This is a genomic window from Aromatoleum petrolei (assembly GCF_017894385.1).
GTDB lineage: Bacteria > Pseudomonadota > Gammaproteobacteria > Burkholderiales > Rhodocyclaceae > Aromatoleum > Aromatoleum petrolei.
This window is the reverse complement of the sequence record NZ_CP059560.1, coordinates 4,297,110-4,311,005: the sequence shown is the minus strand read 5'-3', so window position 1 is coordinate 4,311,005 and position 13,896 is coordinate 4,297,110. Positions and strand designations below refer to the sequence as shown.

Here is a 13,896-nt window from a genome sequence, read left to right as displayed (position 1 = left end):
TGCAACCCGCGCCAATACTGGCGCTTCAGGCAGACGTGAAAAAGGCCAGAGCAATGTCTGGCCTTTTGAATTTGGTGGACCGAAAGGGGATCGAACCCTCGACCTCTGCATTGCGAACGCAGCGCTCTCCCAGCTGAGCTATCGGCCCAAGAGCGGCGAATTATAGCGACGCTCCCGGCATTTTGGAAGGGCGAACTTTCACTCAGGTTTCGTCGTGTTCGTCGAGTTCAGCCTCTCCGTCGCCGGACCCCACCGCTGCGCGGCCGAGGCGGTCGGAGATCGCTTGCCAGTCGGGGGTTTCCGGCTGCGCCTCGACGACGATGAAATCCGCACCGCAGGCATCGAGGTCGCGCAGGTTTGCGTAGAGTTCGTGCGCAAAGCCGGCAGGGTCGGCGGGGGCGTTGCGCCAGGTGAGGCGCGCATCCTTGGGGTCCGCGCACGTGCGTGCGAGGACGGCAACGCGGCTGCCCTCGCCTGCCAGCGTAGCGGCTTCCTCGACCAGGCGGGCGGCGGGGATGAGTCGCAGCGGGGTGCGCGGCGCATAGTGGGCCGCGAGCGAGCCGGAAACACGCGGCTCGTCGGACTCGGCCGCAGCGGCGCCCTCCTCTGCATGCGAGGTGCGCACCGCCGGCCGGCGGCCGATGACGCGGGCGATGTCGTCGGCGGAGATCGCGCCGGGGCGCAGTATCACGGGCATGCCGCGCGAAAGATCGAGGATGGTCGATTCGATGCCAACCTGGCAGGGGCCGCCGTCGAGCACCAGCGCGACCTTGTCACCCAGTTCCTCGCGCACATGCGCGGCAGTGGTGGGGCTGATACGACCGAAACGGTTGGCGGACGGGGCAGCGATGCCGGAGTCGAATGCGCGCAGCAGCGCGAGCGCGACGGGGTGATCCGGCACGCGCAGGCCGACCGTGTCCTGCCCGCCGGTGACGGCATCAGGTACGCCCTCCTCGCGCTCGAGGATCAGTGTCAGCGGGCCGGGCCAGAAGGCATTCGCGAGGGCGATTGCTTCCTTCGGGATGGCTCGCGCCCAACGCACCAGGTGCGCAGCGTCGGGAAGATGGACGATCAGCGGATGATCGGACGGCCGGCCCTTGGCACTGAAGATCTTGCCGACGGCGTCGACGTTCAGGGCGTCGGCGGCAAGACCGTACACCGTCTCGGTCGGCATACCGACGAGCTCGCCGGCGCGCAGCAACTCGGCCGCACGCCGGACATCGCGCTCGCCCGCCTGCTGCGCAGGATCAGTGCCCGTCATCGCGGATGCCGATCGCCGCGCGAGCCTGCAGCGCGGTGGCGAGAACCTGTGCCGCGTCCTCGCCAATCACGGTGAAGTGGCCCATCTTGCGACCGGGCCGGGCGTGGTGCTTGGCATACAGGTGAATGCGCAGGTTGGGGATCGCCTGCAGGACCGACCAGTCGGGTTCGCGGTAGTCGCCGTTCTCGTCGTACCACAGCTCGCCGAGCAGGTTCACCATCACGGCGGCGCTGTGGGCGCGCGGCTCGCCGAGCGGCAACCCGCACAGGGCCTTGACCTGCTGCTCGTACTGGCTGGTGACGCAGGCGTCAATGGTGTGGTGGCCGCTGTTGTGCGGGCGCGGCGCCATCTCGTTCACGAAGAGCTGGCCGCCGCAGACGAAGAATTCGACACCCAGTGTGCCGACGTAGTCGAGGCGCTCTGCGATGGCCTGCGCCACGTCGCGCGCGCGCTCGGCCAGCATCGGTTCGACGCGCGCCGGCATGATGGTGACGTCGAGAATGCCGTGGCGATGGCTGTTCTCGCCGGCCGGGAAGCAGCGCACCGCGCCAGCCTCGTCGCGCGCAAGCACGACCGACAGTTCGCTGTCGAGCTTGAGCATCTTCTCCAGCACGCAGGATTCGCCGCCGAACTGGTGGAAGGCGTGCAGCGCCTCCTCGCGGTTGGCGACGCGCGCCTGCCCCTTGCCGTCGTAGCCGAAGCGGGCGACCTTGAGCACCGCGGGGAAGAGCGCTTCGTCCGCATCGCGCACATTCTCCTCGCAGCGGATCACCGCGAAGGGGCCGTGCGGCAGGCCGTTATCGGCGAGGAACGTCTTTTCGGCGACACGATTCTGGCACACGGCGACGGCACTTGCCGACGGGTGCACGGGAACGAACTTGGCGAGGTAGTCGAGCGTCGTCGCGGGAACGTTTTCAAATTCCGTCGTGACGGCCGCACAGCCATGCGCCATCTCGTCGAGCGCGGCGTAGTCGTCGTATGCGGCGGCGATGTGGCGGTCGGCGATCAGACCGGCGGGGCTGTTCGGATCCGGGTCCAGCACCCAGACCTTGTAGCCCATTTCATGGGCGGCAGAAACGAAGAAGCGGCCGAGTTGGCCGCCACCGAGCATTCCCAATGTTGCGGGAGGCAGGATCACATCAGACCTCGTCGAGCGTCATGTCGAGCACCGCCTGGGTCTGGCGGGCGCGGAAATCCTCGAGCTTCTTCGCCAGCGCGGCGTCCTCGTTGGCGAGCAGCGCAACGGCGAAGAGGCCCGCGTTCGCGGCACCGGCCTCGCCGATCGCAAAAGTCGCCACCGGGATGCCCTTCGGCATCTGCACGATGGAGAGCAGCGAATCCTGGCCGGACAGCGCCTTGGACTGGACCGGCACGCCCAGCACCGGCACGGTGGTCTTCGCGGCGACCATGCCCGGCAGGTGCGCGGCACCACCGGCACCGGCGATGATCGCCTTCAGCCCGCGGCTGCGGGCGGTGTCCGCGTAGGCGAACATCAGGTCCGGGGTACGGTGGGCCGAGACGACGCGCGCCTCGTAGGGAACACCGAATTCCTTGAGGATCTTCGCCGCGGCCTGCATGGTGGGCCAGTCGGAATTGGATCCCATGATGATCCCGATCAGGGGCTTGTCGCTCATGAGAATTAACCTTTCCTGCGCAGCGCGCGTTCGGCCGACTCGACGGTGTTCGCGAGCAGCATGGTGATGGTCATCGGGCCGACGCCACCGGGCACCGGCGTGATCGCGGAGGCGACGTCCTTCGCCCCCGCAAAGTCCACGTCGCCGCACAGCTTGCCGGCATCCGGCCCCTCGGTGAGGCGGTTGATGCCGACGTCGATCACGACGGCGCCCGGCTTGATCATGTCGGCCGTGACGAAACGCGGTTTGCCGATAGCGGCGACGAGGATGTCGGCGCGGCGGGTGTGAAAGGCGAGGTCGCGCGTCTTCGAGTGCGTCACGGTGACGGTCGCACCGGCATTGGTCAGCAGCATCGCCATCGGCTTGCCGACGATGTTCGAGCGGCCGATGATGACGGCCTCGGCGCCCTGCACTGGCACTTTCTCGGCCTCGAGCATCTTCATGACGCCATGCGGCGTGCACGGCAGGAAGGCTTCCTGGCCTTGCGACAGGCGGCCGACATTCTCGGCGTGGAAGCCGTCGACGTCCTTGTCGACGCTGATCGCCTCGAGCACTTCCGCCTCGTTGAACTGCTTGGGCAGCGGCAGCTGCACGAGGATGCCGTGCACGGCCGGATCGGCGTTGAGCGCGGCGATCTTCGCCATGACTTCGGCGGCATCGACATCAGCCGGAAAATCGTAGCGCAGCGAGCGGATGCCGGCCTTTTCGCAGCCGGACACCTTGTTGCGGACGTATACGGCGGAGGCCGGATTTTCGCCGACGAGGATCACGGCGAGGCAGGGTTGCACACCCTGCGCACTCAGCGCAGCAGCGCGATCTGCGATTTCGCCGCGCACGCGCGCGGAGAGGGCGTTGCCGTCGATGATGCGAGCCGTCATGAAAGAAGCCCTGATGAAAAACCTGGCATTTTATCGCAGGATCAGGGGCTTGTGTTTCAAACCGACACGGCGAGGAAACCCCGAGCGGACAGCGCCCTTGGAAACGGTCAGCGCGCGCGGTTGTACCTGATGGCCGCTTGAATCATCCCGCGCGGACGGCGCAACGACGGCTGCCCCTCAGGCTGCCAACGCGTCGCCACCGACGGCCTGACGACCGGCCTCGAAAGCCTGGCGGTTGGCTTCGACCAGATGCGGTTTGCGCGTGCCGAAACGCGCGAGCACTGCATCACGCAGCACCTGCGCGGGGAACGGCAGGTGGTCGGCGCAGGCGCCGAGCATCACGGTGTTGCCGAGCCTGATGTTGCCGAGGTCGGTCGCGATCGTCGTCGCGTCGAACGCATGCACGGTCAGCCCCAGCGCGCGCATCTTGGCGACGGGATCTTCCGGATAGTCGAACAGGCCGAGATTGACCACTGGCGGCACGATGCGCCCCGAGTTCACGAGCGCGACACCGCCCGGCTTCAGCATGTGGCTCCAACGCAGTGCCTCGGCCGATTCGAATCCGATGAGCAGGTCCGCCTCGCCCGGCACGATCTGCGGTGACAGCACGACCCTGCCGAAACGCAGGTGCGAGGTGACGACCCCGCCGCGCTGGCTCATGCCGGCGACTTCGGTCTTCTTCACGTCGAAGGCGAGGGAGATCGCAGCTTCGGCAAGGATTTCGGTCGCCGTCATGACGCCCTGGCCGCCGACGCCGCACACGAGGATGTTGGTTATCTGGGACATGGTGGCGCTCACTTCCTGACGAACTGCACGGACTGGACGGATTGGACGGGGTCGGCATGCACGATGGCCTCGGGCGCGCAGGGCTGCACGCACAGGCCGCAGCCGGTGCAGGCCGAGGTCTCGATGCGCACGAAGGAGAGATCGACCTCCTTGCCGGACGCCTTGACGGCCTTGTCGCGGCGCGTGACGTGGATCGCCGGACAGCCGACCTCGACGCAGTTGCCACAGCCGGTGCAGCGATCTTCGATGACCGTATAGGACTTGGCCGGCTGATAGTGATCGATGAGCACGCAGGGGCGGTTCGTGATGATGACCGAGGGCTCCTCGATCTTGGTTTCCTCGCGCAGCGCCTTGAACAGCACCGGCAACTCGTAGGGATCGACGACGCGGATGCGTTCGCTCTTCACGCCAAGCGCCTCGCACAGCTTGGCGAAATCGACACGCGGGGTTTCCTCGCCGTGGATGTCGCGTCCGGTGCCGGGGTTGTCCTGACCGCCAGTCATGCCGACGGCGCGGTTGTCGAGCAGCAGCACGGTGACGTTGCCGCGGTTCCAGGTGATGTCGAGCAGGCCCTGCATGCCCATGTGCATGAAGGTCGAGTCGCCGATGACCGCGACGACCTTCTTGTTCTCGTCGACCTTGCCGCGCCCCTTGTCCATGCCGAGCGCGGTGCCCATCGACGCGCCCATCGAGATGCAGGAGTCGAGCGCGTTCCACGGATGGCCGGCGCCGAGGGTGTAGCAGCCGATGTCGCCGGAGATGATGACGTTGCGCATCTGCGACAGCGTGTAATACACGCCAAGGTGCGGGCACGCGACACACATCGTCGGCGGGCGCGGGAAGACCTGCTGCGCCGGGACGTGCTCCGGCTCCGGCACAACCTCGCCGCGCAGGCGCCTGACCGCGGGCTCCAGCACATCGGGCGCAAGTTCTCCGATGCGCGGCAATACGTCCTTGCCATGGCAGGCGATGCCGGCGGCCTTCATCTCGGTCTCGAGCAGCGGCTCGGTTTCCTCGACCACCAGGACGCTATCGACCGTGCCAGCGAAACGCCGCAGGCTTTCCAGCGGCGGCGGACAGGACAGGCCGAGCTTGAACACGGGCGCATCGGGGAAGGCCTCGCGCACGTGCATGAAGGTGGGGCCCGAGGCGACGAAGCCGATGCGGCGGTCGCTGCCGTCGACCTGGAAATTGAGCGGGGAGATCTCAGCCTCGGCACGCGCGGCGGCCTCGCGCACGAACATCGAGGGGAGGCGCGGCTTGGCGTTGCCCGGCACCATGACCCAGTGACGCGGGTCCTTGACGAAGCCGGCGGGTTCGATCTCGATGCGCTCGCCGGTCTGCACGACCCCCTTCACGTGGCAGATGCGCGTCGTCAGGCGCAGGATCACCGGGCTCTTCAGGCGCTCCGACAGCTCGAACGCAGCGAGCGTCATCGCGTAGGCTTCGTGCGAATCGGCGGGTTCGAGCACCGGGACGTGGGCGAAGCGGCCCCAGTAGCGCGAGTCCTGTTCGTTTTGCGACGAGGACATGCCGACGTCGTCGGCGACGGCGATCACGAGGCCGCCTTCGGTGCCGGTGACGGTCATCGTCATCAGCGCGTCGGAGGCGACGTTGAGGCCGACATGCTTCATCGCGCAGAAGGCGCGCGCGCCGACCATCGAGGCGCCGAGGGCCACTTCCATCGAAACCTTCTCGTTGACCGACCACTCGGTGTGCAGGTCGGGGTAGCGCGACAGGACTTCGAGGATCTCGGTCGACGGGGTGCCCGGGTAGGCAGCTGCGACGCGGGTGCCTGCTTCCCAGACGGCACGCGCGACCGCGTCGTTGCCGGACAGGAACATGCGGGCGGCCGCGGGAACGGTCTGAGTGACAGGCATGGGGTGACCCTGGGCGATATGAATCGGAAGGCAAAGTTTACCGATCGGTCAACTTTGCCCTATTGACCAGGATCAAACGGGGCAAAATACCCCGTTTCCGGAAGGATTTCAGTCGACGCGGAAACCCGCGGTGAGGGCTTCCAGCGCTTCGGCGCTGTGCTTCAATTTTTCCGTCGACTCGGTGCTGCTGCGGATTTCGCTGCTACTGCGCTCGGCCATCTGTGCGACCTCCTGCATGTTCGTTGCGACGCTGTTGCTCGCCGCGGTGAGCTCCTTCATCGACAGCACGACGTCTTCGAGACGCCCCAGCGTGTCGTGAGCCCCCTCGCGGATCTGGCGCAATGCATCGGCTGCCTCCTTGGAACGGCGGGCGCCCGAGTCCACCTTGGGCACGATCTCTTCGATGCTCGCCACCGCGCTTTCGGTCTCGGCCTTCACCGATACGATCACCTGCGAGATCTGCGCCGTGGCAGCACCGGTGCGTTCGGCGAGCTTGCGCACCTCGTCGGCAACGACGGCGAATCCGCGGCCCTGCTCACCTGCGCGGGCGGCCTCGATCGCAGCATTGAGCGCCAGCAGGTTGGTCTGGTCGGATATCTCGCGAATCACGTCGGCAATTTCGCCAATCTCGCCGGAACGATCGCGCAGGACCTGGATCTGCTTGGCGGCGCTGGTCACGGTATCGGAAATTTGCGCAATGCCCTCCGAAGCATCGCGGGCGAGATCCTCGCCGCGTTGGGCAACCTCCGCGGTGCGCTGCGAGTTGCTGCGCGCCTCGTCGGTGTTATCGGACACGTGCGCAATGCTCACGGCCATCTGCTCGATGGCGGCCGCGGTACTGCCGGCGACCTCGGTCTGATGCAGAGCCGCGTCGTGGATCGCCTGCCCCGCATCGGCCGCCTGGTGTACGGCGTCGGTAACATCGTGGGCATTGTCGCGCACCCGCCGGATCACTTCAGCGAGGCGGGACTGCATCTGGTCCATCGCGTAGGTGATGCTGCGCGAATCGTCCTCTTTTACCTTCACGTGCGAAGTCAGGTCGCGCTCGGCGATCCGGGCGGCGATACGCTGCAGTTCAGACGGCTCGCCGCCGAGCTGGCGCAGGATGCCGCGACCGATACGCCAGGAGACGAGGATCAGCAACAGCACCGCCACGCCGGCGAAGACCAGGGTCTGCGTCGTCTGGCGCCAGAACACGCGATTCATGTCGTTCACGTAGACGCCGGTCCCGATGATCCAGCCCCAGGGCGCAAAACCCTTGACGTACGAAATCTTCGGCTGCGGCTCGCTTTCGCCCGGCTTTGGCCAGAGGTAGTCGACGAACCCCGCGCCGTCCTTGCGCACGACCTTGACGAATTCGACGAACAGGCGCTTGCCCTTGGGGTCGGCGGCATCACTCATGTCGCGCCCGTCGAGTTCCGGCTTGATCGGGTGCATCAGGGTGTGCGGATGCATGTCGGTGATGAAGAAATACTCGCCATCACCATGACGCAAGCCCTTGATGGCGGCCTTGGCAGCCGCCTGGGCGTCCTCGCGGCTCAATTCGCCGGCCGCCTCGCGCTTTTGGAAGTACTCGAGCGTGCCATGGACCGACTCCACGGAATGTTGGACGGTCCCCTTGCGCTCATCCTCCATCGCTCCCCGGAAGGAGACCACGGCCTGGACCATCACCGCGGCGAACAGAACGAACGCGACGATCACGATCAGACGCAGGCGGAATCCGACACTCAGTCCGTATAGGTTCGGCACAAACTACCCCCTCGAATTTTAATGGCCGCAAATATTAATGTAATAAGGACCATTAACGGGTGTAGGTACCCAAACTTGAGAGACGAACCACAATGATCGGCGGCAGGCCCGCCGACGGCTTTCACTCCATCACGCTGAGAAACTTCGCGACGGCCTCGATCTCGGCGTCGGCGATGTTCTCCACCACCGTGTGCATGACCATGTTGGGTGAGGTGCGGGAATGTTCCCGGAAGGCGCGCAACTGCGAGCCAAGATACTGCGCATGCTGCCCGGCGAGGCGCGGCAGGTACATCGCCCCGCGGCCCTGCGGTCCGTGGCAGGTGGTGCAGGCCGTGACGCCTTTCGCCGGGATGCCCGAATAATAGATGTGGCGACCGGCATCGACCTGCACCGGGTCGGCGCCCTGCTCCGGCACGATCGGCTTGGCGCTGAAATATTCGGCCAGCGCACGCATTTCGCCGCCGGAGAGGTCTTTGACGCGCTGCTTCATGCGCTTGCTGGTGCGCACCCCGGTCTTGAAGTTGGCCATCTGCCGGGTGAGGTATTCGACGTCCTGCCCCGCAAGCTTGGGAAACTCGGCCTCGCCGCTCAGGCCGTTCGTGCCGTGGCACTTGCGACAGCGCTCGCGCACCAGTTGCTCCACGGGACGGTCGGGGGCCGCGACGGCCGGGGCCATGCACCCGAGTACGAGGCTTGCAACCAGACACTTCCCGACGCCCATGACTCCTCCTGCAACGGCAGCACATCCATCAGCGGCCGCCACCTCCGGGCACCGCCAGCACGTTCTGCACGAGTTCGGCCAGCGAGTTGGCCTCCATCTTCTCCATCACGCGTGCCCGGTGCACTTCCACCGTCTTGATGCTGATGCCGAGCACGTCGGCGATCTGCTTGTTGAGCTTGCCCGCGATGATGAGATCCAGCACCTCTCGCTCGCGCTGCGTGAGGTGCATGAGGCGCCGTGCGGTGTCGGCCTCGAGCTGCCGCTTGTCGCGGCTCTGCTGCTCGGCCGCAAGACATTCCGAGATCAGGCTCAGCATGTCGCGCTCGCTGAACGGCTTCTCGATGAAATCGACGGCGCCTTTTTTCACCGCCGATACTGCCATCGGCACGTCACCATGGCCGGTGATGAAAATCACTGGCAGCGTGAAGTGCCGGCGCTTGAGCTCCTCGAAGAGTTCCAGCCCGCTCATGCCGGGCATGCGCACGTCGAGCACGACGCAACCTGTCATCGTCGGCAGGTAGTCGCGCAGGAAGCTTTCGGCGGATTCCCATGCCTGCACGCAATAGCCGCTCGATTCGAGCAGCCACACGAGCGAATCGCGCAGGGCTTCGTCGTCGTCGATGACGTAGATGCATTGTTCAGGTGCGGCGGACGGTGCGGTCACTGGCGAACTCTGTAGGCAAGGTGAACGAAAAGATGGTACCCCCTTCCGGATTGGAGTCCACAATCAATCGCCCGTCATGAAACTCGATGATCGAGCGGCAGATGTTGAGTCCCATGCCCATGCCTTCCGACTTGGTCGTGTAGAAGGGTGTGAACAGGTGGCTGCGCTCCTCGTCACCAATGCCGTGCCCACGGTCGATCACGGCCACTTCCACCGCCCGCGGCCCCAGCGCGCGCGCGCGCACCGTCAGCACGCGCTGCTCGGACGGCAGGTCGGCCATCGCGTCGACGCCGTTCTTGATCAGGTTCAGGACGACCTGCTCGATCATGATGCGGTCGGCAAACACTGCCGGCAGGTCGGGCGCCACCTCCGACACGATACGCGAACTCACACGCCGGGCGTCGATCTCGGCGAAACCGATCGCGTCGTCCAGCACGTCCGAAATTTGCACCGCGCTGCGGCGCGGCTCGCTCTTCTTCACGAACTCGCGAATGCGGCGGATGATCTTGCCGGCGCGCTCGGCCTGGAAACTCGCCTTCTGCATCGCCGCCAGCAGATCCTCCTCACGCGCGCTGCCGGACTGGATGCGCGTCACGCAGCCCATGCAGTAGTTGGCGATCGCCGACAGCGGCTGGTTGAGCTCGTGCGCGAGCGTGGACGCCATCTCGCCCATCGTGATCAGACGCGAGGTGCGCTGCAGGCGCTCGGCCTGCTGGCGCGAGACTTCTGCAGTCTGCTTGCGTTCGGTGATGTCGGTGGCGATGCCCATGCGCACGACGCGCCCATCCACCCAGCGTGTCGCGTGTTCGCGCACGTGATACCAGCGGCCGGAGAGCGGATGCTGCAGTTCGCCGTCGAAGAGTTCGCGCGGCAGGTCGGCGGCGGTCAGGCCACGCGGATCGACCGGGTAATCGCCGCGCTCGGGCTGCGGCACGGCGACGACGCGCACCGTCCGCCCGACGGCATCGAAGCCATGGATGTTCTTGAAGGCGCGGTTGGCGAACAGGATCTCGTCGGTACGCGCATCGGCCACGAACACCGCCGCCTCGAGGCCGTCGATCACCGCCTCGAAACGCTCGTGCGCGGCCTCCAGCGCGGCACGGATGCGCTTCGGCTCGGTGATGTCGGTGACCGAGGCCATCCAGCCCGTCTGCACGCCATTGGCGTCGATCAGTGGCGACAGGTAGAAGCGTGCGTCGATGCGCTCGCCGTTCTTGCGCCGGATGTGCATCTCGAAGCCGCTCGGCGGCGCCCGGCCCAGCAGGGTCAGATCGAGGTTGTGGCTGCAGACATCGAGCTCCTCGGGCGCCCAGTAGGGGAAGGGACGCGTGGCGCCGAGGAGTTCCTCCTCTTCGAAGCCGACCATGCGGCAGAAGGCGGAGTTCACATAGATGATCCGGCCCGTGAGGTCGATGGCGCGCATGCCGGTCATCACCGACTCTTCCATCGCCTTGCGGAAGGCCGACTCCGCGCGCAATGCCTCCTCGCCCGCCTTGCGGCCGGTGATGTCGTGCGCGACGGCATACACCAGCTTTTCCTCGCGCACCGGATTGATGCTCCAGTCCAGCCAGCGGAAGCTGCCGTCGGCGCAACGGCAGCGGATCTCGAAGCTCACCGGCTGGCCGTCCGCGAGCCGGCGCATCTGCTCGACGGCGAAGGGAACGTCGTCGGCATGCACGAGATCGAGCAGCCCTCGCCCGGGCAGTTCGTCCGGCAGATAGCCGAGGATGCGCTCGAACGCCGGATTCGCGCGCCGGAACACGCCGTCGAGGCCGACGATGCACAGCAGGTCGAGCGACAGGTTGAACAGCCGGTCGCGTTCCTTCTCCACGCGCACGCGGCGTTGCACGTGCGATCGCAGCAGCCACAGGGTCCACAACACGATCACGGACAAGCCGACGATCATCGCCGTCGGCAGGGCCTGCGGCAGCTGGCTGGGGGTGCGGAATGCAGTTGCACGCAGCACCAGGCCGGTACCCGGGGGGTCGAGCGGAATCGAATAGGAAATCGACTGATCGAGGTCCACGACGCTTGAATTGACCGCCAGCGTCTCGCCCTGCGGGCCGATCAGCGCAAGATGGTACTTCTCGCCAAACCAGCTGGGCACGAGGTACTGCAGCACACGCTCGATCGAGTACACACCGACGACTGCCCCCAGGAACTCGCGCCCGTGGCGCACCGGGACGAACACATCCAGCACGTAGCGCTTTCCAGGCGTCTGATAGGCCTCGCCGTAGGTCGCATGCCCTGTGTCGCGCGCGCGATACATCGCGGTTGCCTGGATACGCGACAACGCATCGCCGGTCAGCCAGTCGGTGGTATCGAAGGGCGCAGTCCAGCGCACCAGCTCTTCCGGGCCGACCCACACGACGTTCACGAGTTCGCCGTTGTTGGCGATGTGCTGGTTGGCGCGCACCTGGAAGCCGTTCTGGTCGAGCGCCGACACGGCAAGGTCGCGGGCGAGCTGGTTGAGGAACTCCTCGGTGCCCTGCATGTGCAGGCGCATCGTCTGCTCGGCCCACTGCACGTCGCGCGCAACCGCATTGCGTTGCGTTTCCGCATCGCGCAACTGCAACAGCCAGACAAGACCCAACATCGTGAGCGCGAAGACACCCACCGCCACGTAGGGAGCGGTCCAGTACAGGCGGGTCCGTGCATGGCGGACGGAATCGATGGGGTCGGACATCGGAGTGCAAAACGGGCGGCAGGATGGGGCGACAGGCAGCACAAACGCGCATCTGCGCAAGCGGTGCGGACCGCCGCAATTGTCATGGCGGCGGCGCGGCGGCGTCAGTCGGGTTTTCCCCTAAAGGGGAGCACCGGCGGTGCGCTTGGGGTTTTCGCCAATTCTGCCCGACCGCCCCCCCACGTACATTGTTGGCCTTCCCATCTGATGTGAGATTTCCGCGTGCTGCGCCTGCTCCTCGCACTGCTGTGTCTCCTCGCCCTGCCCACACTCGCGGCCGACCCCATACGCATCGGGGTATCCGGGCCGTTCACGGGCGGATCGAGCCCGATGGGGATCTCCATGCGCGAAGGTATTCGCATCGCCGCCGCCGAGCTGAACGCGAAAGGCGGCGTCCTCGGCCGGCAGATCGAACTCATCGAGCGCGACGACGAAGCGCGCAATGAACGCGGCGCCCAAGTGGTGCAGGAGCTCATCAACAAGCATCATGTCGTCGCAGGACTGGGTATCGTCAACACCGGTGTCGCCCTCGCGAGCCAGCGCTTCTACCAGGAGGCGCGCATCCCCATCATCACCTCGGTCGCCACTGGCTCGATCGTGACCCGGCAATTCCTGCCCCCGCAGCATCCGGACAATTTCGTTTTTCGCATCTCGGCAAACGACACGATACAGGCGGCGATGATCGTCAGCGAAGCCGTCGAGCGGCGCGGGCTGAAGCGCGTCGCGATCTTCCATGACGCGACGAACTACGGCCAGCTCGGGCGCGAGGATCTCGAACGCACGCTCGCCGAGCGCAACCTGAAGCCGGTCGCGGTCGAACGCTTCAACCTGCAGCAGACCGACATGACGATGCCGCTGCGCCGGGCGCGCGAGGCCGGCGCGGAAGCGATCCTGACCTACGGCATCGGGCCCGAGCTCGCGCAGATCGCCAACGGCATGGCACGCATCAATTGGCGGGTGCCGCTGATCGGCAGCTGGACCCTGGCGATGTCGAACTTCATCGACAACGCCGGCCCCAACGCAGAAGGTGCACGCATGCCGCAGACATTCATCCCGGAGCCGACGAGCAGCCGGCGCAAGGCCTTCATCGAGGCATGGCGCGAATCGACCGGCAGCGCGCGCATTCCTGTCCCACCCGCCGCCGCTCAGGGGTATGATTCTCTTCTTCTGCTCGCCGCAGCGATCCGCCAGGCAGGCACCACCGATGGCGACCGCGTCCGCGAGGCGCTGGAGAACCTCAACGAGAAGATCGAGGGCGTGGTCATGACGTATCGCACCCCCTTTTCGAAGGACCGCCACGAGACGATTACCAGCGTTCATGATATTTTCATGGGCGAGGTTCGCGACGGACGCGTGGTATTTGCCTACGATGAAGACCGTCGCAGGGCATCGGGCCGCTAGCCCCCTCAGCATTCCGCTTTCCGAATCGGCCGGGAGATCTTCCTCTCCCTCCCTTTCTCCCGGCCGATTTTTTTCCCGCCCCCAGCTGGGCGGATCACCTGTTCCCCGCTGCACACGTCCCGCCACCGCCCCGACGATCGCGCCAGAGGCCGCTCGCGCTGCGGCTTTTGCCGTGCTTTCCGCATGCCCGTTTCCCTGCCCGAAATGAGCATCGGAGATGATTGCACATCCTGAAA

General features: G+C 66.1%; 11 protein-coding genes and 1 tRNA gene. 1 reads left to right on the top strand and 11 read right to left on the bottom strand.

What is annotated here, in order from left to right:
- Positions 1 to 72: 72 nt before the first annotated feature.
- From ToN1_RS19720 to ToN1_RS19670, 11 genes are all read right to left on the bottom strand, one after another.
- Positions 73 to 148: transfer RNA gene (locus tag ToN1_RS19720), tRNA-Ala, on the bottom strand.
- Between the two features lie 54 nt (positions 149 to 202).
- Positions 203 to 1,261, bottom strand: a complete 1,059-nt coding sequence (locus tag ToN1_RS19715; RefSeq protein WP_169208385.1) for an L-threonylcarbamoyladenylate synthase — start codon at positions 1,259 to 1,261, stop codon at positions 203 to 205.
- Positions 1,248 to 2,399: a 5-(carboxyamino)imidazole ribonucleotide synthase gene (locus ToN1_RS19710; RefSeq protein WP_169208386.1), complete on the bottom strand. Its 1,152-nt coding sequence runs from the start codon at positions 2,397 to 2,399 to the stop codon at positions 1,248 to 1,250. The genes ToN1_RS19715 and ToN1_RS19710 overlap by 14 nt, the downstream gene beginning before the upstream one ends.
- A 1-nt stretch (position 2,400) precedes the next feature.
- Positions 2,401 to 2,895, bottom strand: coding sequence for a 5-(carboxyamino)imidazole ribonucleotide mutase (gene purE, locus ToN1_RS19705; RefSeq protein WP_169208387.1), 495 nt, complete (start codon positions 2,893 to 2,895; stop codon positions 2,401 to 2,403).
- A 5-nt stretch (positions 2,896 to 2,900) separates the two neighbouring features.
- Positions 2,901 to 3,773: a bifunctional methylenetetrahydrofolate dehydrogenase/methenyltetrahydrofolate cyclohydrolase FolD gene (gene folD / locus ToN1_RS19700; protein WP_169208388.1), complete on the bottom strand. Its 873-nt coding sequence runs from the start codon at positions 3,771 to 3,773 to the stop codon at positions 2,901 to 2,903.
- 177 nt (positions 3,774 to 3,950) lie between these two features.
- Positions 3,951 to 4,559 (bottom strand): indolepyruvate oxidoreductase subunit beta, encoded by a 609-nt coding sequence (locus ToN1_RS19695; protein ID WP_169208389.1) that lies wholly within the window; start codon positions 4,557 to 4,559, stop codon positions 3,951 to 3,953.
- Positions 4,560 to 4,567: 8 nt separating this feature from the next.
- Complete coding sequence (locus ToN1_RS19690; protein WP_169208390.1) at positions 4,568 to 6,439, bottom strand: thiamine pyrophosphate-dependent enzyme; 1,872 nt, start codon at positions 6,437 to 6,439, stop codon at positions 4,568 to 4,570.
- A gap of 108 nt (positions 6,440 to 6,547) precedes the next feature.
- Positions 6,548 to 8,188: a methyl-accepting chemotaxis protein gene (locus ToN1_RS19685; protein ID WP_169208391.1), complete on the bottom strand. Its 1,641-nt coding sequence runs from the start codon at positions 8,186 to 8,188 to the stop codon at positions 6,548 to 6,550.
- 121 nt (positions 8,189 to 8,309) lie between these two features.
- Complete coding sequence (locus ToN1_RS19680; protein ID WP_169208392.1) at positions 8,310 to 8,909, bottom strand: c-type cytochrome; 600 nt, start codon at positions 8,907 to 8,909, stop codon at positions 8,310 to 8,312.
- A gap of 28 nt (positions 8,910 to 8,937) precedes the next feature.
- Positions 8,938 to 9,573: a response regulator transcription factor gene (locus ToN1_RS19675; RefSeq protein WP_169208393.1), complete on the bottom strand. Its 636-nt coding sequence runs from the start codon at positions 9,571 to 9,573 to the stop codon at positions 8,938 to 8,940.
- On the bottom strand, positions 9,548 to 12,259 hold the full coding sequence (locus ToN1_RS19670) for a PAS domain S-box protein (RefSeq protein WP_169208394.1): 2,712 nt from the start codon (positions 12,257 to 12,259) through the stop codon (positions 9,548 to 9,550). Before ToN1_RS19670 ends, ToN1_RS19675 begins: the two co-directional genes overlap by 26 nt.
- Before the next feature lie 222 nt (positions 12,260 to 12,481).
- On the opposite strand from ToN1_RS19670, the gene ToN1_RS19665 reads away from it, so the two are divergent.
- A complete protein-coding gene (locus tag ToN1_RS19665; protein ID WP_169208395.1) occupies positions 12,482 to 13,660 on the top strand; it encodes an ABC transporter substrate-binding protein in 1,179 nt (392 codons plus the stop codon).
- Positions 13,661 to 13,896 lie beyond the last annotated feature (236 nt).